General features: G+C 48.8%; 16 protein-coding genes and 1 tRNA gene. 9 read left to right on the top strand and 8 right to left on the bottom strand.

Annotated features, from left to right (window positions below; all coding sequences use genetic code 11):
* The first annotated feature begins 551 nt into the window (after positions 1-551).
* The 5 genes from VNQ80_RS17150 (at position 552) to VNQ80_RS17130 (ending at position 12,610) form a co-directional block, all read left to right on the top strand.
* Positions 552-3,644: a TonB-dependent receptor gene (locus VNQ80_RS17150; protein ID WP_325640920.1), complete on the top strand. Its 3,093-nt coding sequence runs from the start codon at positions 552-554 to the stop codon at positions 3,642-3,644.
* Between the two features lie 38 nt (positions 3,645-3,682).
* A complete protein-coding gene (locus VNQ80_RS17145; RefSeq protein ID WP_325640918.1) occupies positions 3,683-5,662 on the top strand; it encodes a RagB/SusD family nutrient uptake outer membrane protein in 1,980 nt (659 codons plus the stop codon).
* A gap of 33 nt (positions 5,663-5,695) precedes the next feature.
* Positions 5,696-6,967 (top strand): DUF4959 domain-containing protein, encoded by a 1,272-nt coding sequence (locus tag VNQ80_RS17140; protein ID WP_325640916.1) that lies wholly within the window; start codon positions 5,696-5,698, stop codon positions 6,965-6,967.
* Positions 6,968-6,987: 20 nt separating this feature from the next.
* Positions 6,988-8,676 (top strand): DUF4998 domain-containing protein, encoded by a 1,689-nt coding sequence (locus tag VNQ80_RS17135; protein WP_325640914.1) that lies wholly within the window; start codon positions 6,988-6,990, stop codon positions 8,674-8,676.
* A 70-nt stretch (positions 8,677-8,746) separates the two neighbouring features.
* Positions 8,747-12,610, top strand: coding sequence for a PVC-type heme-binding CxxCH protein (locus VNQ80_RS17130; RefSeq protein WP_325640912.1), 3,864 nt, complete (start codon positions 8,747-8,749; stop codon positions 12,608-12,610).
* Between the two features lie 550 nt (positions 12,611-13,160).
* On the opposite strand, the gene VNQ80_RS17125 is transcribed toward VNQ80_RS17130, so the two are convergent.
* Positions 13,161-13,235, bottom strand: a tRNA-Val gene (locus tag VNQ80_RS17125).
* A gap of 175 nt (positions 13,236-13,410) precedes the next feature.
* Here VNQ80_RS17125 and VNQ80_RS17120 point away from each other — a divergent pair.
* Positions 13,411-14,889: an acyl-CoA dehydrogenase family protein gene (locus VNQ80_RS17120; protein WP_325640910.1), complete on the top strand. Its 1,479-nt coding sequence runs from the start codon at positions 13,411-13,413 to the stop codon at positions 14,887-14,889.
* A gap of 42 nt (positions 14,890-14,931) precedes the next feature.
* Here the strand turns inward: VNQ80_RS17120 and VNQ80_RS17115 are convergent, their stop codons facing one another.
* From VNQ80_RS17115 to VNQ80_RS17105, 3 genes are all read right to left on the bottom strand, one after another.
* Complete coding sequence (locus VNQ80_RS17115; protein ID WP_325640908.1) at positions 14,932-16,176, bottom strand: DEAD/DEAH box helicase; 1,245 nt, start codon at positions 16,174-16,176, stop codon at positions 14,932-14,934.
* A gap of 193 nt (positions 16,177-16,369) precedes the next feature.
* The gene (locus VNQ80_RS17110; protein ID WP_325640907.1) at positions 16,370-17,116 is read right to left on the bottom strand and encodes a hypothetical protein; all 747 of its coding nucleotides are present in this window, start codon (positions 17,114-17,116) and stop codon (positions 16,370-16,372) included.
* A 59-nt stretch (positions 17,117-17,175) separates the two neighbouring features.
* On the bottom strand, positions 17,176-17,838 hold the full coding sequence (locus tag VNQ80_RS17105; protein ID WP_325640904.1) for a hypothetical protein: 663 nt from the start codon (positions 17,836-17,838) through the stop codon (positions 17,176-17,178).
* A gap of 202 nt (positions 17,839-18,040) precedes the next feature.
* Here VNQ80_RS17105 and parS point away from each other — a divergent pair, with 202 nt between their 5' ends.
* Positions 18,041-18,502, top strand: a complete 462-nt coding sequence (parS, locus tag VNQ80_RS17100) for a type II toxin-antitoxin system Xre/ParS family antitoxin (RefSeq protein WP_325640902.1) — start codon at positions 18,041-18,043, stop codon at positions 18,500-18,502.
* On the top strand, positions 18,502-18,981 hold the full coding sequence (locus VNQ80_RS17095; RefSeq protein WP_325641104.1) for an RES family NAD+ phosphorylase: 480 nt from the start codon (positions 18,502-18,504) through the stop codon (positions 18,979-18,981). Before parS ends, VNQ80_RS17095 begins: the two co-directional genes overlap by 1 nt.
* Here VNQ80_RS17095 and VNQ80_RS17090 read toward each other — a convergent pair.
* The 4 genes from VNQ80_RS17090 to VNQ80_RS17075 are packed head-to-tail and all read right to left on the bottom strand — an operon-like array spanning position 18,965 to position 22,668.
* Complete coding sequence (locus VNQ80_RS17090; RefSeq protein ID WP_325640900.1) at positions 18,965-20,212, bottom strand: nucleoside permease; 1,248 nt, start codon at positions 20,210-20,212, stop codon at positions 18,965-18,967. The two genes, VNQ80_RS17095 and VNQ80_RS17090, sit on opposite strands and share 17 nt — an antisense overlap.
* A 32-nt stretch (positions 20,213-20,244) precedes the next feature.
* Positions 20,245-20,856, bottom strand: a complete 612-nt coding sequence (locus tag VNQ80_RS17085) for a bifunctional nuclease family protein (RefSeq protein ID WP_325640898.1) — start codon at positions 20,854-20,856, stop codon at positions 20,245-20,247.
* A gap of 55 nt (positions 20,857-20,911) precedes the next feature.
* Positions 20,912-21,886: an electron transfer flavoprotein subunit alpha/FixB family protein gene (locus tag VNQ80_RS17080; protein ID WP_325640896.1), complete on the bottom strand. Its 975-nt coding sequence runs from the start codon at positions 21,884-21,886 to the stop codon at positions 20,912-20,914.
* 44 nt (positions 21,887-21,930) lie between these two features.
* A complete protein-coding gene (locus VNQ80_RS17075; RefSeq protein WP_325640894.1) occupies positions 21,931-22,668 on the bottom strand; it encodes an electron transfer flavoprotein subunit beta/FixA family protein in 738 nt (245 codons plus the stop codon).
* Positions 22,669-22,792: 124 nt separating this feature from the next.
* Between VNQ80_RS17075 and prpB the strand changes: the two genes are divergently transcribed.
* Entirely contained in the window at positions 22,793-23,677 is an 885-nt protein-coding gene (gene prpB / locus VNQ80_RS17070; RefSeq protein WP_325640892.1) for a methylisocitrate lyase, read from the top strand.
* Positions 23,678-23,710: the final 33 nt, after the last annotated feature.

Below are 23,710 nucleotides of genomic sequence, written 5' to 3'. Positions count from 1 at the left end.
AGTGTTCGGATAAAATACAGTCAGTCTGTGTTAAAAAACAGGTGTAATACCCCTGAATTGTGGTTTATACATTTATTTTTAAGGCCCCTAATGATAAAATACAGTCAACATTGGTTAACGGAGAGGTGTGGTGCAATGCAAATACGAACGATATTTGAACCCATATTCACTTTACTAATCAATAATTTAAAATTAGTTATATCAATTCCGAGTGATGGTTAGCTAATATAACCAGATGGAAACTAGGTAATCATATAAACGTAACGACTAGCTATGACAATTTTTTATGAAAGTCCAATAAGCAACATGATGTTAAACACAAGGCCTGTTAAGCGCATAAGAAGCAAGCAACGAATTGTGAAAAGGTGTTGAATTAGTAGAACCGCACTAGCCGATTAGTTCTAGATTATGATAGATTGGCGGTTGATAGTATTCACAATGATAAATTAGTACAAAGGTTAAAAAAGCGGTGACGTTATGCGCGATTCTGTAAGAATATCGAGCGAGATGCCCACGCATATAGATAACGAGCCAATATATTCTGTTTAATTATGAAAAAACACAAGCATAGTCTGCTAACCTTATTTTTACTCACTTGTTTCTTGCCGCTTTTTGCACAAGATATCAGGGTGTCAGGTAAGGTCTTTGATAATTTCGACTCACCGCTGGCAGGTGTGAGCATAGCTGTACGTGCGACTACCGTCAGTACACAGACCGACATGAATGGAGAGTTTAGCTTGTCGATACCGAGCGATACATCTGTTCTTGTTTTTTCCTTTACCGGATATAAAACAGAAAAAATAACAGTCGGGGAATCACGGGTTATTTCATTGCGGATGAAAGAAGATGAGCAAGAGCTCGATGAAGTTGTGGTCGTTGCCTTCGGAAAGCAAAAAAAGGCGAGTATGATCTCGTCGATCCAAACGGTGAATGTAAAGGAATTGAAAGGGCCAAACAGCAATTTGACAGCCTCTTTTGCGGGTAGGATCCCAGGTGTAATCTCTTATCAGACCACAGGTGAACCCGGTAATGATAATGCACAATTCTTTGTACGAGGTGTGACAACGTTTGGTTACAAAACCGACCCGTTAATTCTCATTGACGGTTTCGAAGCAACAACTAACGATCTGGCGCGCCTACCGCCGGACGATATCGAGTCGTTTTCCGTATTGAAAGACGCTACCGCAACGGCGATGTATGGCCCGCGAGGTGCTAACGGAATTATTCTTGTAACAACTAAGGAAGGTCAGGAGGGGCCTGTTGCAATAAACGTGCGGGTTGACTCACGGGTAACTACACCTACACGAATGAATGAATTTGTTGATGGGGTTACCTATATGAAAATGTACAACGAAGCACTCCTAACCAGGACAGCTAATGAAAGCCCTTTTTATAGTGAGCAAAAAATCCAAGGCACGGAAAATGAGGTGAACCCTATGGTTTATCCTAACGTACAATGGCTTGATGAACTCTTTAAGCCCTTCACCAATAACACGAAGGGAAATGTGAACCTGTCTGGCGGTGGCAACGTGGCTAAGTACTATGTTTCGGCGGGCTACGATCATGAAACAGGGTTGTTGAATGTGGATAATCGTAGTAACTTCAACAGTAACATCAATATTAACAGATTCAACCTCCGAAGCAACGTTGTATTTAAACTTTCGAAAACGACGACGCTCGATACGCGGATAAGTGGTCGTTTTGAGAGTTATACCGGCCCGTATCGCTCGGTAACGGAGATATATAATATGATCATGGTCAGTAATCCAGTCGATTTTCCGGCGGTATTTGAGCCCGACCAGGCCAATCTCTTCACCAAACATACGCTGTTTGGAAACATCTTTAATGCCGGGGCGCTCATGACGAATCCGTATGCCGAAATGGTGATGGGCTACCAAAATCGGGATGATAATACCATCACGGCTATGGCGACCTTGAACCAGGATCTGGATTTCTTGGTGGATAAGCTGAAATTTCAGGCCAAAGCCTCCGCTACGACGTGGAGCTCCTACACGGCAAAGCGTAGGTACTCGCCTTATTATTACGTGGTGGACGAATACAACCCCATTTTAAATGAGTACAGTCTCTTTAGTGCAAATCCCACTACCGGACGGGCGTACCTGGGAGGAGTGGAGCCGTATAGGGACGCAACAAACCATTATTATTTTGAAGGACGCTTAAACTGGGACAATAGCTTCGGCAAGCATGATATTGGCCTGATGACCGTGTTAACGGCCGAACAGAGCTTGTTAACCGGCGGAAACAGCAGCGATATCTTCGAGACATTACCCGAGCGGAATTTCGGTAATTCGGGCCGCTTCACCTATGCTTATGATACCCGGTATTTTTTTGAGTTTGTATATGGGTACAACGGCTCGGAAAAATTTACCGGGAGGAACAAATTCGGCTTTTTCCCATCCGTGGGGGGCGGGTGGTTGATTTCCAATGAGTCGTTCTGGGAACCTATCGAAGATGTCGTGAGTAATTTCAAACTGAAGGCTACCTACGGGAAGGTCGGTAATGATGCGATAGCGGGCCGGGCAGGTCGCTTTTGGTTCCTTTCTGATATTTCGGTAGGAAGTGGGGGTGCTTATACGTGGGGCAACTCCTTCCAGACATCTTACGGCGGTTACAACGTTAACCGTCTGGGTAACCCCGACATGACTTGGGAAATCTCCGATAAAGTCAATTTAGGCCTGGAACTCGGCTTTTTTAAAGACGGCGTATTAAACCTTAATGTGGACTTTTTCAAGGATGTCCGGAGCAGGATATATAGTATACGCTCCAACATCCCTTCTACGTCGGGCTGGAGCGTCTCACCTTCCGGCAATGCGGGCAAAGCAACATCACGGGGGATTGACGGTTCTATCGACTTTCAGCATTCCTTCAGCCCGGAATTCTGGTTAACCGGACGGGCCAATCTAACGTATGCGACAAACGAATACATTTATTTGGATGAGCCAAACTACCCGTATGACTATCTTAGACACACAGGTAAGCCGATAAACCAGTTGTATGGACTCGTGGCCGAAAGGTTGTTTATCGATCAAGCTGAAATAAACCATTCGCCCATCCAGGATTTGGGCATGTATATGGCTGGTGATATCAAGTACAAAGACATAAACAACGACGGGATCATCAATAGTTATGACGTTGTGCCGATGGGATTTCCCGGCGTTCCGGAGATCCAGTATGGTTTCGGTGCCTCCATGGGTTATAAGAAGTTCGACTTTTCATTCTTCTTCCAAGGTACCGGGCGCAAGTCCTTCTTCATCGATGCAAACGCTGTAACACCGTTTACGAACAGGCGTAATGCGCTATCTTTCGTAGCTGATAGTTACTGGAGTGAAACGAATCCTAATATGCACGCTGCATTTCCCCGTCTATCTACCGGTGTCATCCAGAATAATTCCACCGCATCGTCTTGGTGGATGCGCGATGGGAGCTTCCTGCGATTGAAAGCGTTGGAGATAGGGTATAATTATGTGAATCCGAAAACTATTTTTAACGGGCGCGTTTATTTCAGCTGCGAGAACGTTTTCGTACTCAGTGCCTTCAAGCTTTGGGACCCTGAAGTAGGTAGCAATGGCCTGAACTATCCGCTCAACCGGACCTTCAACATTGGGCTGCAATTGTCCCTTTAATTTATCAGCACTTCAACTTGAAGACAAAAAATAATAAAATGAAGAAGCTAAATTCAATGATACGGAAAAGCATATGGATATTTTTTGCCGCGTATTTGTCGGTGTTAATGGGCTCATGTTCTGATTTTCTTGAGGTCGTTCCGGATAACACGGTAACCATGGAAGACATTTTTTCGACAAAAGAGCAGGCATGGAACGCCTTGTCAAAGGTGTATCACTCGTTGCCCTTAATAAATAGCCATTTAACTGGCGAATATGCGTTGGGCGATGAGTACCGGGTCTATTTAGAAAATCAAATCAACAACCGTGCTTTGGCGGATGTAATTAATCGCGGGAATCAGTCGGTCGATAATCCCTTGTTGGGGTTGTGGTCCGGTACAGGTGGCGTACAGAGTTTATACCAGGGCATATTCGACACCAATCTCTTCATGGCAAATATCGATGCGGTGGGAGACATGTCTGAAACAGAAAAGGCAGACTGGAAGGCACAAGCCAAATTCTTGCACGCTTATTACACGTTTTTGTTGGTGCAACATTATGGACCTGTGGTGATAGCGGATAAGATGACCCCCGCCGATGCGGCCGATGAAGACATGTATCCGCGTAGAAAGAAGGTTGAAGAGTGCTTCCAGTATATTATCAGGTTGATCGATGAGGCCCTCCCCGGTTTGAGGGAGCGGGCAAACGCCGATGTGTATGGGCAGGTGGACAAGGTTGTGGCGAAGTCCATTAAAGCGCGCATATTATTGTTTAGAGCAAGCCCGCTTTTTAACGGTAACACGGATTACAGCCAATTTCTTGATGTCGATGGCGGACCTTTTTTCCCCCAGATTTACGATAAACAGAAATGGAAAGATGCATTGGATGCCGTGAATGAAGCCATCGAGATATGCGAACGTAATAATTTGGGGTTATATAGGTACGACAAGAATATCTATACCTACGACCGTGAAGACTATGATGCCAATACTGAAAACATGAGCACGCTCTATGACCTTCGAATGCTTCTTGTGGATGCATGGAACAACGAGACGATATGGGGGTTTTCGAATCTCAATCCGGCGGGAGTCGACGACTGGCAATCGATTACGAATATCCCGCTGCCTGAAGGGTACGACTCATTCGGGGGGTCTTATGACGTAAACTGGTGCCTAGGCAGCTCGGGTGCTACTTTTGCCGTTGCAGAACGTTATTATACGGACAACGGCCTCCCGATAGAGGAAGACCTGACGTATAACTATAACGCCAGATACGATGTTGCCACCACGCCGACCATGGACGACCCGAGGTATGGACGGACACGGGGACTGCTACAGCCCGGTGCTGAGGTTGTCAATTTGTATTTAAATAGAGAATTGAGATTTTATGCCAACCTTGGGATTACAGGTGGATATTTCCGTTCACATTCCAACCGGATTGCTACCTCGATGTTTGCGGAACAGCCCGGCGGCAGATATGCCAAATTTGGTGTACAGTACATTACTACCGGAATAGGTATTCAGAAATTCGTACACCCCGACACGAAGGCAGGACATGCCGCGCGGTTGGTAAGGTACCCCTATCCGGTTATACGCATGGCAGATCTATATCTCATGAAAGCAGAAGCGTTGGTTCAGTACGCCGATATGCCGACCGAGGAAGCCTACGCTGCGATCAACAAAGTCCGGAGGCGCGCCGGAATACCCGATGTGGAGGAGGTTTGGTCAGATCCCCGCCTGGCGAGAACTGTTGGTAAACACACCACAAAAGAAGGCATGCTGGAGATTATCCTCCGCGAACGGGACAACGAATTGGCGTTTGAAGGACAGCGATATTGGGATGTTGTTCGCTATAAACGCGCGATAACCGAGTTCTCCAAAGCAAATGTGGGTTGGAATAATCAAGGAACTAGCGCGGGCACTTTCTTCGTACGGACAGTATATCAGCAGAATAGTTTTTTCAGGAAAAACTACTTGTGGCCTATCGATATGAGAGAGCTCACCATTAATGATAACCTGGTCCAAAATCCGGGGTGGTAACGAATTTTTGTAGTAAATATCAAGAATATCGTCATGAAGATTATAAAAAATTTCTTATTATGTATACTGTTCCTGCTGGCGTTCGTCGCTTGTAAGGAAGATAAACGGTTTGAGATCGTCGGAGATGATAGCGTTGCACCATCGCCGCCGGAGTATATAACATTTAAACCGCTAGTTGGTGGTGCACGGGTATTCTACAGCCTGCCTCCAGATAAAGATATCATCAGCATCAATGCGGAATATGTGAATAATAGCGGGAAGAAAAGTGTTTTTGCGGCATCGTATTTTACCGACTCGTTGGATATATATGGCTTTGCCGATACCCTTGAACGCACGGTCCAGTTATATGCCATCGACAGGGCGGGGAACCGCTCTCCTTCAATATCCATAACGGTCAAGGCCGCTGAGTCTGCATTGCAACAGATCACAAAGTCGGTTAAAGTCACACCTGCTTTTAATTCCTTTCTGGTCGTCTGGGAGAACGAACTTCAACAAACCGTGAACATCTATGTTGATATGGTTTTCGATAAAGCTGGAGTGAAGCGGGATGTTACATGGGTGCTATCATCCAAGGAAGCTGCTGTAGAAGAAATCATAGACAACGTACGCTTGGCTGACGACGAATCGCTTACGGTAAATATCCGTGCCGGCGATGCGTACGGTAACATCACGGACGGGATTGAAGTGGGAGAAATCCAAGTGATGAACGATCACCTACTGGAAAAAGACGGCTGGCGGTTGCCGAATGCCAACGATATGATAGGAGGGGTGCCAATGTGTTTTGGAGATGCATTTGAAGCAAAATCGCTGAATGTGATCAACGGTATCGTCTCGATTGGTGAGACTATGGATATCATGCACACCGGAGGGCGTGGGCGTACCGGGAAAATCGCAGATGGAAATTCGCCTTGGAACTTTATTATAGACCTGGGAGATTATTATGAGTTAAGCCGGATCGTCACCAATCAACGGCACGACCTGAATGCTGTACCCTACGACCCGAATGTTAAGGGATACTATTATCAGGGTGTGAATGTCAACCGGTACAATATGTATTTTCTGGATGAAGAAACGGGAGCGTGGGAGTTCATCTCGCAGCATACCATCCCCGTTCCTTCGGGAATCAGTGAACTGGAAATTGCTAAGATGGGTGCCGCGGGGGATATGGCTTTGATGTATCCCGAGGCCCCAGCTTTTACAAAGCCAGCCAGGTGGTTCCGCTATGAGGCCATTAGCGGCTTTGGCGGGACACCCGAGGTGTTGTCCGAAATCACTCTTTATGGTAAAAAAACCAGTACTCCATGAAAAATTTAATATTATATAGCATGAAAAGGCATACGAAAGAATACTTATCTGCAATGCTATCGATTTTAGTGATTTTGACCCATTCGTCTTGTACGGATATGTTCGATTCGCTGAAAGAATTTGCTACAGAAGAAACTATTTATCCAGCTAGCTTCGATACGGTCGCTGGGAAAATCGGGTTTGAACGGGTCGAAATAGATTTCTCCAGAAATGGGCGCATTCCGTCGTCCCAAATGAAATTGGCCAAAGCAAAAAAAACCGTCATCGAGTGTGCGTATTTCGATGAGCCATTAGTGATAGACAGTGTCTGTTCTTGGGTGAACATAACCGGGCTATCCGAGCCTGGCGAGTATACGTTCAAAATATATACGGAAGATGAAGACGGCAACAGGTCCGTCCCGAAAGAGATATCGCTGGTGCCCTATACGTCGGAAGACCTTGAACAGATGGAACTTTTGTCTCCGAAAATAACCACGTCAAGTGCTGCTGCCCTAATCGAATGGGAAAGGAAGCTATCTGGTGTATCATTCGATTGCCTGGGTTATTCGTATGCGTACTCCGATAAGGACGGCGCTGTACAAACCGGTGACGAATCGGGAGACGTACCGAGTTTTATTATTGAGAATATAACAAAGGGAAGCGCGACTGATGTAAGGTTAACGTTGCGAATTGTTCCAAAGAAGAATGATGTGTTCATACTTGACACCATCGATTGGGTATCGCATGTTCCAATTACGATACCCGAATCAGCGGGCGAAGTCATTTTCTTAAAAGCACCTGCGTCAGCATACACTATCGATTTAAACACATCTGAAACTTCGTCGTATTCTTTTTCTTGGACAGAGGTGGAAGGTATAGAATCCTACACCTTGAAAGTATCGACCAATTCTAATTTTGCCAGCGGTAATACTTTTGAACTCAATGTAGGAAATGTATCTTCGGTTGATTTAAGTGCCGCTCAGGTTGCAGGTATTGTTAAAGAGGGGAGCGCAAACTGTTATTGGACTGTTGTCCCATCGTCCGGAAATGCGGCGGTAACCACCCAAACACGGGGTTTGAACATTTACCGATCGTTAATCCTGTCTGGGATGTGGTTATTTGAGGATGTGTCTGATCTGTTTGGGGCGACCATAGGTCAGCCACTGATTGGAGTTTCTTTGGACGGGGGGAATCCGATTCGACCAGTGGCCGGACAGCATGCCAACGACAAAGCGATATTTGTTCCTCAATTATCCTATCTTACCTGCCGGCATGGGATTCAGCCCGGCATAGGCGAAAATTATGTGAATGAATATACCGTAGCAATGAATATTAACTTGTCTGATTTCCGATGGTTCAGTATAGCAGACATCAATGAGTCCAATAATAATGGCGAATTGTTCATTAGCCCTAACGGTGAGTTGAGCCTTAATGGCTGGTGGAACTCCGCCAGTGCGAATATGACCCGAGGTACGTGGCACCATGTAGTCTATTCGGTCAATTTGGAAAAAGCCATTAAAATATATCTCGACGGTAAGCTGATCAAAGCCATAAGTGCGGACGCAAGCTGGAAAGATGGCGATTATGCACTTCGTTCTGAACTCCAATTGTTCAAAGACGATAATGGATGGAACGACGTAAATGATGCACATGTATCAGGAATAACAGTGTGGGGGTCGGCTTTGAACGATCTGGAAGTGGCTCAGCTAGGTGAGCGCAATATGAGATAAGGAACGAATAATACATATTTCGGCGAGGCAGCTACCCGGCTTATGCGCCCGGATAAAACATTCAATTACAATGCAAATAAAACAGATAAGTGTATTCACACAATCATTCAGTGTATCACACGTCCTATTAACCGTCTTCTGCGGTTTGCTGTATGCCTGTGGGCCGGCGTCTAAGACGGCCGATCACGAGGATGAGGCAACACCTGTGCCGTTGAAATTGGTGAAAAATGACGCTGACGAAACGATTGCCGTTTTCAGGGAAGGTGTCGATGAACCGATCTTGGTACAACATGCCAAAGCCGACTTTCGACCGTACATCCACCCCATTGTTGCGCCTGACGGCAAGGGCGTAATAACCGAATACAGCCCGGGGCACCATAAACATCAAACAGGTTTGTATTGGGGATTTACGCGCGTCAACGGGAGAGACTTTTTCCATAATCCGGAGGGCAATTATTGGAAAAGAATAGCATCCAGCACCTTAGAAGACGACGGGGAGGCGGTGAAATGGCAAACCATTTACCAACTTATCGACGAGCAGGGTACACCCGTGATGGAAGAAACCCAAACCTGGTCCCTTCAATTGATCGGCGGTCAGTACTTACTGGACCTGGAGTGGAAAGGTAAAGCGCTGGAAAACCTTTCTATAGGCAAATACGATTACGGCGGCCTGTTTGTGCGGATGCCTTGGGAGGAGGGAATTGAGGGGGAAATCGTTAATGCTGCTCGGAACAAAAACGAGCATGCCGAAGGACGGGCAGCCATGTGGGCAGATGTCGGAATGGAAATAGAAGGCAGGGAGGACTGGGTACATGTGGCTGTTTTTGACCATCCTGAGAATCGAGGGTTTCCCAACAAATGGCGGGCAGACAGCCAGCTTGGCCTCGGTCCTTCGTATACCCGTGATGAAGATTGGAATCTAGAGAAAGGGAAGGTCGAGACCATCAAACACCGTCTGTTGGTATATACGGGCGAACGGAAGGAAATGGAGATAAACGAAGCATGGAGCCGGTTCTCAGGAAAGGCTGGCGTAAACAGTGTGTCCGAACTCTGGTCGCTGGCACAGGCGGAGGGTCGGAATGCCAAATTTTTAACGCCGGAGGGCGCGGTCGAAGCCATGACCGTTAAAGAAGGGTATGAGGTGAACGTATGGGCGGCGGAGCCGATGATGACACAACCGATGGCTTTTTGTTGGGACGATAAAGGACGTCTTTGGGTAGCAGAAAACAAAGATTATGAGTCGCGCGGACACGGTTTTTCCAATGCCGGCACCAGCCGTATTCTGATTCTGGAGGATACCGATGGCGACGGGAAGGCAGACAGCCAGAAAGTGTTCATGGAAGGCCTGGCTTTCCCGGCTGCCATTGCTGTGGGATTTGATGGCCTTTATCTGGGCGCCCCTCCCAACCTGTTGTTTGTGCCGGACAAGGATGGTGACGATAAAGCCGACATGGACGATGTTGAGGTCTTGCTTACCGGGTGGGGCATACGCGACAGGCATGAAACGCTGAACAGCCTTCAATGGGGGCCGGATGGATGGCTTTATGGGCTACAGGGATTTGCAACACCATCCAAGATCCGGAAACCCGACGGAGATGCCAAACTATATTTCCACAACGATACATTTCCCGAAGATCTGCTTGAAGCCGATGGTGTGGATATTAACGGTGGCGTCTGGCGTTATCATCCCGTTAAGCACCGCTTTGAGGCGGTTGCACACGGCTTCAGCAATCCGTGGGGTATCGATTACGATGCGAAGGGCCAGCTGTTTATAACGGCGTGTGTAATCCCTCATTTATGGCATGTAATACCGGGGGGGATCTATCACCGCCAGGGCGGGCGGCATTTCAACCCATACGTTTACGAAGATATCAAGACCATTGCTGACCATAGGCACAGCTCCGCCCACGGAGGAGCTAGGATATACCAGTCGGACGCCTTTCCTAAAGAAGAGCACGGCCGGATTTTCATGGCTAATATCCATGAGCATGCGGTGCTGTCCGATGTACTTGTGCCCAAAGGTTCAGGATATGAAGGCCTACACGGAGATGAGTTTATGACGGCAAACAATGCCCAGTGGGTGGGTTTCAGCATGGAAATCGGTCCAGATGGCGGGCTGTATATCCTCGATTGGCACGATGCGGATATCTGCGGACAGGAGGTGCTGAACTCGGAGACCGGCCGTATTTTTCGTGTCATGCCTTCTGAATCGTTGGCAGAGGATTTTCCAGGAAGATATGAGGACTTGAATAGCCTAACTGATGAGCAACTCGTAGCGCTACAGACCAATACCAGCGATTGGCATGCCCGGAGGGCTAGAGGCATCTTGCAGAAACGGGCTGCTGCTGGTGAGCTCCAAACTCACACCTATGATCAGCTGAAGGCTATTTTTAAAAAGAATAAGACCACCGATTGGCGGTTAAGAGCAATGTGGGGGCTGCACATAACGGGGGGCTTGACTCCCGGTGAGCTCGAGAAGTCATTGGATGACCAAGACCCTTATGTACGGTCGTGGGCTATTCAGCTGCTATGCGAAGACCGGTCGCCCTCTGCCACAGCATTGGCAAAATTCCGGTCCATGGCCCTGCGCGACCGTTCGCCGGTGGTCCGGCTATATCTGGCCGCTGCGTTGCAGCGGATTGATGCCGAACCAAAATGGGCCATCGCCAATAACCTCCTGCAGCATAACGAAGACGAGGCAGACCACAATCTGCCTAAGATGATCTGGTACGGTATAGAACCGCTGATGTCAGAAAACGCTAGCAGGTTCTTGGCTCTAGCCGGGGTTTCTCGTATACCCGTAGTTACGCAATACATCGCTAGGCGGGCCGTGGACGGGGGCGAATTGCAACGGCTCGTTGCGCTAATAGGTATGCAACGAAGCAATACAGAAGATTTGCTGACCGGGATGCTCAGTGGAATGGAGGGACGGACGGACTTGAAAATGCCCGCTAATTGGAAGAAAGTGTCTGAAAAGTTACAGCACGGTAATGAAAATATACAGAATCTCGCCGTGAAAATTTCCGGCTTATTCGGCGATCGGGAGGCTACTCAACTGGCCTTTAAAATGCTCAGGGATAAGCAAGCCCCATTAGAACAACGACAAAAAGCACTCCAGACCTTAACCGCCCAGCAGCAACAGCAGCTAGCCGCTGATTTGCCTGAGCTATTGATGGAACCGGCCATGCGAAAAGATGCTATCCGTGCAATCGCAGCCTTTGATAACGCCCTGTTAGGTCGCCTTTTAATCGACGGCTATACTAACTTCTCCCCGGAAGAAAAAACTTTGGCGATACAAACACTAGCTTCACGGGCACGGTTTGGAAACATGCTAACTGCCGAGATCAAAGCAAACAGAATTCCTAAAAAAGAAGTGCCGGCAAATGTTGCCCGACAACTCCTCCGCGTGGTTGGTAGCGGTTTTATTGAGGTATGGGGGCCCATTGAGACGGTCGCTAGTGACAAGGCGGCCTATAAAAGATACCAAACGATGCTTAACCCTGAGGCATTGGCTAAGGCTGATGTGAGACGCGGAAAGACTTTATTTCAACAAACATGTGGAAGTTGTCACAAGATGTACGGAGAAGGGGGCGTGATGGGGCCCGATCTTACTGGTTCCAACCGAAGAGATGTGAATTATATCTTATTGAATGTGCTCGAACCAAGTGCAGAAATCCAGGACGACTACAGGATGGTGGTTATCAACACCCGTGACGGTCGGACGTATTCTGGAAATGTGGTTGGTGAGGACGAACGGCAGTTGTCGCTTCGCACCGTTGGACAAACAGAACCGGTGCTAATAAACAAGTCTACTATCCTATCAACGGAGGTGTCATCTGTATCTATGATGCCCCCTGGTCTTTTTGAACACTTGGATGAGCAACAGGTCGTTGACATTATGGCTTATTTGAAAACGGATGAACAAGTAGAATAGCAGAAAAATGCTTTCAGATAGCGCAGCGTGCTTCTTTTTCACCTTCACAAAAAATGCCCCCAAAAAAGCGTCTAACTTTTTTGGGGGCATTCTATTCTTGGCAGCCTAATTGTGCGCTAGATATGGTGGACATGCTATAGGGCGGAAGCCTTAAACAGCAGAATGGTATAGCAAGCCGTCCACCAGCACCTGTCTCCGTACTACGAATCGGTATTCAATGCAGACAATTACGGTTTCAGGCCCAAAATGCTCACCAAGCCGTACGCCGGATACCGTCACACCTGAATGCAGCGTTTACGAGTGTCGTGGAATTTGACCTAGAGAGGTTCTTCGACAGGACGTGATGGGTCTGCTATGCTGGCACATCGACGATAAGGGGTTGCTTGAACTGATCAGGGGATATTTGAATAACGGAATTGTAGAAAGCGGGATCGTAAGCCTTATGAGCGATGGTGCCTCTACTAAGGTAGTCCGCTCAACACGCGGCTGTCCAAATATGGCTGCACGAATTGAATATTATCCTATAATAACACTCGGCTAGCAACTATCGTGGGAAATACAGGGCTCGAACCTGTGACCCCTACCTTGTCGAGGTAGTGCTCTGAACCAACTGAGCTAATTTCCCAATACGTGTCGCAAAAATAGGTTTTTTTACGGATGATGCAAATCATTTTATCGAATCGCTTGCAGGCTAGCTCAACTATTTTCGTAAATTTGTAGAATACTCAACACACAGATATACATTGACATCATCACCAATTCATATAGCGAACGAGAATCAATTAGCGGACGGGAATCAGTTGGCTGTTTTTATACAACGTTTCGAGCGGGCGCTCCGTGAAGCTTTTTACGAACAGGCAGATATCAACCAGCTTAGCCTACAGCGGGGGCTTCCCGCGGCAGTTTGGACCCGCATCATGGATGAAGTGCCGCTGTCGGTAGCAATACCGCGGGAGTACGGCGGCAGGGGGAGTATTGTTAAAGAATGCTTGGCGCTGCTTTCGGCTGCTTCGTACGAATCGCTACCACTCTCGCTCACGTTCGGCATCAACATCGCTTTGTTTTTGGAACCGGTATCCAAATATGCCAGTGAAGAGGTGAAGGCATCGATATTCGATCGCTTCTTGACGCAGCAGTGCATGGGCGGTTTGATGATTACCGAGCCGGATTATGGAAGTGACGCCCTAAATATGCGCACGTCATACCGGGCGGTAGGTGGAGACTACCACATCACCGGTACCAAGCACTGGCAAGGGCTTACCGGGCAGGCCGATTTCTGGTTGGTGACGGCGCGTGGCCAGCTTCCCAATGGCGAGCTGGCCCGAGACATCGATTTTTTCATCAGTGACAACGCTGCCCCAGCCCAACAAATCAAAGTGGAACGGCTGTATAATAACCTGGGACTTTACATGATCCCTTATGGGCTGAATACGATTGATATCCGCGTGCCTGGGCAGCAGCGCTTGCTGCCGGAAAGCACGGGGATAAAGATGATGCTGGACATCCTGCATCGCAGCAGGATGCAGTTTCCGGGAATGGGGATGGGCTTCATCAAGCGGATGCTTGACGAAGCGATTAACCATTGCAGCCAGCGCATGGTTGGCAGCAGTAACTTGCTGGCGCTGGATTCGGTGCAGTTCCAGCTATCGCGTATCCAGGCGGCATACACCATCTGCTCGGCCATGTGCCACCGCAGCAGCCAGATTAGTGGCATCGCCCATAACCTGGCCATGGAAGGTATTGAGGCCAACGCGATGAAGGCGTTGGTGACCGACCTGATGCAGGAGTCCGCGCAGCTCTGCCTGCAGGTATCTGGTGCCAATGGTTACAAGATCAGCCATATTGCCGGGCGGGGTATAGTAGATAGCCGGCCATTCCAGATTTTCGAAGGGTCTAATGAGATGCTGTATACGCAGATTGCTGAGATGATATTGAAGAAGATGCGGAAAGGTAAGGAGCCTAACCTCGCTGCATTTCTGGCCACCTATGACCTTACCCGCGACGCCTCGGTGCATGTGAAAGACACGCTGGACTTTGCGCCGGGCGAAGGGCTTATGCAGCGGAAGTTGGTTGACTTGGGAAAAATCATCAGCCGCGTTATCGCCGCAAGCTACGTGTTGGCCCTCGCCAACGAAGGTTTCCGGAATGATTTGGTAATCGGTAGCATCGAACACCTGCGGCGGGATATAGCACACCTCGTATCCAACCTCTACCTAGACAATCGCGTGAAGGTGATTGACGACTATGTAAATGGAAGCGACTGGCTTTCGTTTACCTAAACCAGTCGCTTCCACATGCTGTTGCGATAACCGTACAAGAAGTTATACGGCGGCGCGGTAACGTTGCGGCCGCCTGCGTTTATTGTTCCGCTTTTTATTTGGATTGGCCATTGCCGACACCGGCTTTGGTTTTTGCTCGTATTCCGCTAGGTTTTTGGGTACATAAGGGTGATCCGTTACCATCGGCAGCTGTTGCTTAATAAGCTTGCAGATGTCCCACAGGTATTCGCATTCTTCGATATCGCAGAACGACAGGGCAGTGCCGAGCTCACCAGCCCTACCGGTACGGCCGATGCGGTGTACGTAAGTTTCCGGCTCGTTTGGCAAGTCGTAATTGATCACCAATTGCAGCTTGTCAATATCGATACCCCGTGCAGCAATATCGGTAGCGACCAATACGGTGATGGTGCCGGCCTTGAATGCTTTCAGTGCTTTCTGACGCGCCTGCTGGGATTTATTGCCGTGGATGGCCTCACCGGTGATGCCGGCTTTCCGGAGTTTGCGGACAATTTTGTCGGCCCCGTGTTTTGTACGGGAAAAAACCAATACGTTACCGCCTTGCTCCTCGTGCACAAGGTGAGCCAGGAGGTCGATTTTATCGGGCTTGGCTACGGGGTAGACTGCCTGTTTGATGGTGTCTACCGTGGAGGACACGGGCGCAACAGCAATATGCTTCGGGTTGCGGAGGATGTCGCTGGCCAGTTTCTCGATCTCTTTGGGCATGGTTGCCGAGAACAGCAACGTTTGCCGATTGGCCGGAATCATCGCAATAACACGCTGTATATCCTTGATGAAGCCCATATCAAGCATGCGGTCGGCCTCATCCAACACGAGGAACCGGACTTCCTGCAGCGACAATTCCCGTTGGTTGATCAGGTCGAGCAGCCTGCCGGGAGTGGCTATCAATATTTCGGGACGCCTGCGTAACTCCTTGATTTGGTTGACTACAGACACGCCACCGAATACGACGGTATGCCGCAGGTGGGTCTTACTGACATACACCGCGATATTTTCACCAATCTGTATGGCAAGCTCGCGCGTGGGTGCAAGGATGAGTGCTTTGGGCCCACGGTATGCTCCTTCATGTTTCTTCACCAACAATTGCTCGATGATGGGCAGCGAAAAGGCAGCCGTTTTGCCGGTACCCGTTTGCGCACACGCCAATACGTCGTGGCGCTGTAATATAATGGGAATCGCTTGTTCTTGTATGGGGGTGGGGGTTTCATAACCCGCGGATTCCAAGGCCTGCATAATGGGCTTGGAGAGATTCAATGATGTAAATTGCAAAATGTTAATATTAAAGATGTTGAATACATAACAACATCGCTACCCGGTCTAATACGGATATTTTGAGCGGATGGCTGCAAAGGTACGCATAATTATCCGGAAAGGTACTTTGTAGCAGGCAATCACCCCCGAGCGACGTCCTACGCCCGCCGCCCGGGGAATAATTGCAAATTGAATTGACCGGTTTCGGATGCTAAGCATCATCATCGGCCGCATCGGTAGCCGGATTTTCCGCGGCCGAAGTGGCAGGCCCCATTGGTTGGTCTCCGACTTCCGGTTCTTCTTTTTCAAGGTATTTCTCCAAAGAAAATTCTTTTATATAGTATTTGAAGATGCGTTCTCTAGCTTTGGTAGCGTAGATTAGGAAAATAGCGTCTGCTAGTTTTTCCAAATAGCTAAATATCTTGGGGTAGTCTTCAGCATAATCAATTAAGCCTGAAAGGGAATACTCCTCGAAAAAAGTTTCCGATATTTCGTCCATCGTGCTATACCACTCTCTTAGTGATTTGAAGTTAAAGAATTTCTTGATGAAGATGCCGATGTCTCTCATTTCAGCGAGCTTAAGTCGTTCAAAGTTCAGGTACGCCCCATTGTATAAGGTCTCGTCATGTACCCAATGTGCATGAAGGTTAAAGGTTTGTTTATGATACGTTACATCGGGACGGACTGTCCAATCAACTTTCCTGTGTGATAGCACATATAGCAGTTCGATATGCTTCACAATTTGCTTGCACGAGAATAAAAGGTTGCTGATTTCTATTGGCTTCCGCCTATGTGGGAATGCGTTTGAGGTAGATATTATTTCTTTAATATCGTCCTTATATCCGCTTAGGGAGCAGGTGGAACGGCAGAAATCAGCAATCGCATACAGCGGATCCTTGAACTCCTTCTTCGTGAGGTAACGGAAATGTTTGTGACTTAGTTTTTTCTGGGTTTTCATGATGATGTAATGTTTAGGATATTATAACTTAATGAATTGTTTAGTTTCTATTTGGGCGCTCAGACGCTGTCTGCATCCACCAGTTTCTTCTTTTTATTGTCATACCGTTCGGCGCAGTGGCCCAACATGTAGTCTTTGCCGCGTATGAGATAAGCGAGGAACATCGCCTCACCCAGTTTATCGAGGTATTCGAAAAGTTGGAAGGATTCTTCATTGTATTGCGAGAAAGCTTCGTCGCCGAATGTGCAGCGCATCATGTCGTCTAATGCCGATTGCCATGCTAAGAGCGTTTTAAAGGTGAAGAACGATTTCATGAATTGATGCAGGTTCCAGAATTCCGTTTGCGTTAATTTATCGAACCGCATGGTGGTGCCGCCGAACATATCTCCGTCATAAACCTCTTTTGACCGGCCTTGAACGGTGACCCGATAGAGCGGGCTGCCTTTGGCGAGTTGCCAGTCGGGATAGCGACTCATCAATACATAGGGGAGGTCGATGTGTTTGCAGAATCTTTCGTAGAAGAAATACATTTCACCGTAATCGCGGCCGGTAAAGCCTATGTTGCTTCCGCTGGTCGCTCTGATGAAGCGATGCGTGTCTTCTACCACATAGTCAAGCGATGTTTTGCTACAGCACAGCTCTACTAAGGGGAGCAACGGATTTTCGATTTCGTTGTCGGTTAGGTGCCGGAAGTTCCTTCTCTTTAATTTTTGGATTCCCATGGTCTGGTCTTTTTAAGGGTTTAGAAAATAAATTTGTTAAACCAAAGATAGTATCTTTAGATATTAAATGCAAATATTTTTAGTTTTTTATTGAGGCCGTGTAGGTGGCTGGTTAGTATACCGAGGAGTCGAAACGTACTTGCCAGTTATGCGTACTTTGAAATACGACAAATTATCCCTACCTTTGGATAAAATGTCGCGTATGGCAACGAGTAATAAAAAGGAGACGAAGGTTTATTGGGATGTCGCAACGCTATTAGGCGGTAAGGACGTCCTTGGCGTTACCGTAAAAACGGAGTTCGACCTCATCGAATTGAGTAACGCGGGGTTAAAGCGCGAGTCGCTCGATGCATTGATTTCTTTCCTCGGCGTGCCAAAGAAACACTTTGTGGAGGGAGTGCTTGATCTATCGGTGAAGACTATTGAGCGCAAGCAGCCTGACGATCGGCTGGGCAGGCACACGTCTTCACACATTATTGAAATTGCCAAAGTGGTAGAGCATGCGGTGGCTGTTTTTGAGGATGAAGACAAGGTGCGCGACTGGTTAATCACACCCAATCGATCGATGAACGGTATGCGGCCATTGGAGTTATTTCATTTGCCGACGGGTCTCGGGTTGGTCGATACCGTGCTGGGGCGCATTGAAGAGGGAGTCTATTCGTGATGCGGCTTTACCGGATCGCCAAAACCAAACAACGAACCACAGACCTATCCGGTATGGGTGCCTACAAATTTGGAGGGCGCTGGAACAATCCTGGTACTTATATGCTATACACCAGCGAAAACAGCTCGTTGGCTTACCTAGAAAACCTAGTACATTTCGATGCGACTATCATTCCACCGAAGTTGTTTATCATGGAAATCGATTTGACGGAGAAGCCGGGATTAATTTATACCTTGCCCGATTCGGCCTATCCCAAGCAATGGATGAAACTGGGACAACTGGAAAATAAACGGCTTGGCGACCGTTTGATGCGGAATGCCGATTACCTGGGCATCCGGGTGCGATCAGCCGTCAATCCCAAGGAATTCAATTGCTTATTGAACCCCTTATATCCGGGCTACCACGAGTTGGTACAGGTGACGTCTGTAGAACAGTTGCCGGTAGACGGGCGCCTCATTCACATCAAGATGGGGAAGTAGCCGGCTTGGTGCCCATTTGCCGGTCGCGGAATACCAATAAGAAAAGGATGGCCAATGCCAGGGCGTAGCCGGCAAAGGTAAACCAGATGCTCGGCCAGTCGCGGATGCCGTCGGCGCCGGTGAAATGGTCGACCACCCACCCACTTCCATAACCGCCGATAATGGCGCCGAAACCATTGGTCATGATGATAAACAGACCTTGGGCACTTGAGCGAATTTTTGGCTCAGCCATTTTCTCTACATACAAGGAGCCCGAGATATTGAAGAAATCGAATGCCATGCCGTAAATGATCATGGACAGTACTAATAGGTATAGTTTGTCGGCCGGATTCCCGAGCCCGAACAATCCGAACCGGAGCACCCATGCGATAATGCTGAATAAGATCACCTTTCGGATACCGAAACGGGTAAGGAAGAAGGGAATCAGTAAAATAAAGAAGGTCTCCGATAACTGCGAGATAGAGAGCAGGAGATTGGGATGCTGTACGCCAAATGAGTCGGGATACGTGGTGTTGAAGTCGTTTAAGAATGGGCCACCGAATGCATTGGTAATCTGTAATGCAGCGCCCAATAAAAGCGAAAAAATGAAAAACAGCGCGGTGTTTCGGTTTTTGAGCAATACAAATGCATCCAATCCCAACGAAGACACCAGCGTTTTTCTGCGGGTTTCGTCAAGAAAGGGTGGGGATGGCGGAACAGTAAGGGCGTAGCCAGCCAGAAACAGGCCAGCCCCCGCCGACACGTACAACTGGTTGTTACTTTGGGTCCACCCCAAAAGGTCGACAGCCCACATGGCCACGATGAAGCCAACCGTACCCCACACACGGATAGGAGGGAAGGCCTTGACTACATCAAACTGCCGCCGCGAAAGCACATTGTAGCACACCGAATTGGACAACCCCAGGCTTGGCATATAAAACAGTGAGTTGAGTAGCATGAAACTGTAAAATGCGCGGAAATCCGTCACATTTGCAGCAGCAATCAGCGCAAAAGCCGCAATGAAGTGTGCTGCGGCGTACACCCGCTCCGCATTCACCCACCGGTCGGCGACGATGCCGAGCAAGCCGGGCATAAAAACAGAGGCGATGCCCATGGTGGAGTAGACCGATCCGATTTGTAATCCGGAGAACCCGAGTTGGCCGCCCATATAGCTGCCCAGCGATATGAGCCACGAACCCCACACAAAAAACTGGAGGAAATTCATCACGATCAATCGCGTCTTAATCGGCATGGTGGCTAGCTAACGGTTCTTTCTCACACCATCTACGAAGATTTTCGGCGCGTGATTTCGTCCCTTATCCGGGCTGCTTTCTCATAAAGCTCGTCCGCCAACGCCTTTGACAGGGTATCTTGCAACTGTTCATCGCTCATGGATGCGAAAGAAGATTTGACATCGTTCGTGACCATGGTCTCCGGCGTGTCGGTACCGGACGGTTCGATGTTTTCCAAAAAAACAAAATCGTTGCCTTCGATGACGATACCCGCAGACGCCAAGATAAATTCATAGGTGTATACCGGCGCTTTGAAACGAACCGCTAGCGCAATCGCATCCGATGTCCGTGCATCAATTTCGGTTTGTTTATGGCCATCGTTGAAGAGGATTTTCGCATAGAAGATGCCGTCTACCAAGTTGTAGATGATAACTTCATCGATACGGATATGGTACGTTTCGGCGAAGGCCTTGAACAGGTCGTGCGTAAGCGGGCGGCTGGGTTTCATCTTTTCGATTTCGATGGCTATTGCCTGCGCCTCGAACCCACCGATGATGATAGGCAGCCGACGGCGCCCAGTCACTTCACCAAGCACGAGCGCATAGGCACCCGATTGGGTTTGGCTGTAAGACAGACCGACGATATCTAGTTTAATCTTCTTCATACCTGATTGGATGCAGGATTACAAAGATGCGAATTGTTATCGAAAAATCAACCGTTTAGTTGCCTTTATACGCTTTTATGGCTGCCGTGAGTTTGGGTACAACCTCGAAAGCATCACCCACGATACCGTAATCGGCTACTTTGAAAAAGGGAGCATCGGGGTCCTTGTTAATGACCACGATGGTTTTCGATGCACTCACACCTGCCAAATGCTGGATGGCCCCCGAAATACCAATGGCGATGTACAAATTAGGGCTAACGGCTATTCCGGTTTGGCCCACATGTTCCGAATGGGGGCGCCATCCGGCGTCAGATACCGGTTTGGAACAAGCGGTAGCCGCGCCAAGTGCGTCCGCCAGCTCTTCGATCATTCCCCAGTTTTCGGGGCCTTTAAGGCCGCGGCCTGCGGAGACCACGATCTCGGCATCGGGTAGGGTGACTTTATCCGTAGCGCGGACGATGTCCTGGATAACCACTTGGAGGTCGTCTGTCGGGATGTCAGGGGTGAATGCATCCACCTCTGCGCTGCCACCGGTTTCGCGTACCTCAAACGCATTGGGGTTGAGGGCGACAACTTTTTTCGGGGCGGTCAGTTCGGTTACGGCGAAGGCTTTCCCGGAAAACGCCGTTTTCTTCACCTTGAGCGTATTGCCATCGACCTCGGGTAGTTCCACTGCACCGTCGGCCAATGCCGCATCCAATTTGGCGGCAACGCGCGGAGCAAGCCCTTTGCCGCTAAACGTATTGGAGATGACCACCACGTCGGCTTGGGTGTGTTCCGCCGCTGCAGCGATAACCGAAGCATAGGCCTGATTGACGAATTGTGTAAGCTGTTCGGACGATACGTGAAGCACCCTGGAAGCGCCGTAATTGCCTAGTGCGGCCAGTTCGGCCGAATCCACGTTGCCGATAGATACGGCGGTAACCGTGGTGCTCATCAGGTCGGCAATTGCCTTTGCATAGGAGACCACCTCATATGCCGATTTTTTAAACTTCCCTTCGGTATGTTCCGTATATACTAAAACTGACATGTGCTGCTGTTTTTGCGTGAGTTAACATTTGGTTTATTGCTACATTAAATTACCCGTGCTTTGTTGTGTAACAGGTCGACCAGTTTTTCTACCTCGCCAGCATCGACCAGCGTAACACTGCCGCGAGGTTCGGGCGACCCGTAACTAACGATGCGAGAGAGTTCGGGTACCGATACCGGAGGGATGACCTCCAGCGGTTTGGTGCGGGCACTCATGATGCCGCGCATATTCGGGATGCGGGGTTCGGCAACACCTTCGGCGGTACCGACAACCAGCGGCAGCGGCACGGAAAGGACTTCTTTGCCGCCCTCGATTTCGCGTTCTACCGTAGCCTTGTTGCCCTCGATGTCCACGCGCTTGGCGGTCGACACGGAAGGGATCCCCAACAACTCGCCAACATAAGCAGCTACTTGGGTACCATTGAAATCGATCGACTCACGGCCGGTAAGGATGAGGTCAAACGAATGGTTCTTAGCGTAGTCAGCAATCTGGTGGGCTACGAACCACGCGTCGCGGGGTGCCGCGTCTACGCGTACCGCCTCGTGGGCGCCGATGGCCAAAGCTTTGCGGATGGTGGCCTCGGTAGCCGCGTCGCCAACGTTGATAACGGTGACCTTGCCATCGCCGCCTTCGGTCAAATCGATGGCCCTGGATAGGGCGATCTCATCGTATGGGTTGATGATGTACTGGATGCCAGTCGTGTTGAGTGCCGTGTGGTCGGCCGTGAACGTAATCTTCGATGTGGTATCCGGGACATTACTGATGCAAACTAATATATTCATGACAACTGGTTTTTCACAAAAATCGACAAACTTTTTTTATTATGCAAGCATAGTATTTTATTGACGCAGCTTGCCCAGGTCATTCGTATCCCTTATATTTACCGAAATCGAAAAATAGGCTACGATGAATGAAAATACCTCTTCGGCAGGGATGCGCTGGCATTTAGCCATGCAGGCAGAGCAGCCATTACAGATTGTTGGTGCTATCAATGCCAACCACGCCTTGCTCGCCACGCAGGCAGGGTTTAAGGCAATATACCTTTCGGGAGGCGGCGTAGCCGCAGGCTCCCTCGGGGTACCCGATTTGGGCATTACCCAGCTGTCCGACATACTGATCGATGTGGAACGCGTTACCAACGTATGCGATACGCCGATATTGGTGGATGTAGACACTGGGTTCGGTCCGTCGGCATTCAACGTGGCACGGACGGTGAAAAGCCTGATTAAAGCCGGAGCAGCAGCGATACATATGGAAGATCAGGTAGGGGCAAAACGCTGCGGCCATCGTCCAAATAAGGAATTGGTGAGCGCCTCTGAAATGGCAGACCGGTTGAAGGCTGCCGTGGATGCGCGTACAGACGAATACTTCGCGATCGGTGCTCGCACGGATGCGTTGGCGAATGAAGGGTTGGAAGCGGCAGTGGAGCGCGCAGTGGCGTATGCAAAAGCGGGTGCCGACTTTATCTTCGCCGAAGCGGTAACCGAACTATCCCAATACCGCGCTTTTACAAATGCCACTGGACTTCCGGTACTGGCCAACATCACAGAATTTGGTATGACCCCGCTGTGGAGTGTCGTTGAACTGGAAGCGGCGGGCGTAGGGCTGGTGTTATATCCCTTGTCGGCATTCCGGGCAGCCAACAAGGCTGCATTGAATGTCTATACCCATATCCGTAAAGATGGCACACAAAAGGATGTACTTGATACGATGCAGACCCGTGCCGAACTGTACGAAAGCATCGGGTATTATGGTTATGAACGGAAACTGGATGAGTTGTATGGGCGTTAGTCGTAAGTCATTGGTTTTAGTCGTAAGTCATTA

It is taken from the genome of Parapedobacter sp., assembly GCF_035556095.1.
In the GTDB taxonomy this organism is placed as follows: domain Bacteria; phylum Bacteroidota; class Bacteroidia; order Sphingobacteriales; family Sphingobacteriaceae; genus Parapedobacter.
Note: the sequence above shows the minus strand (reverse complement) of the source record. Positions and strands in the feature narration are given on the sequence as shown.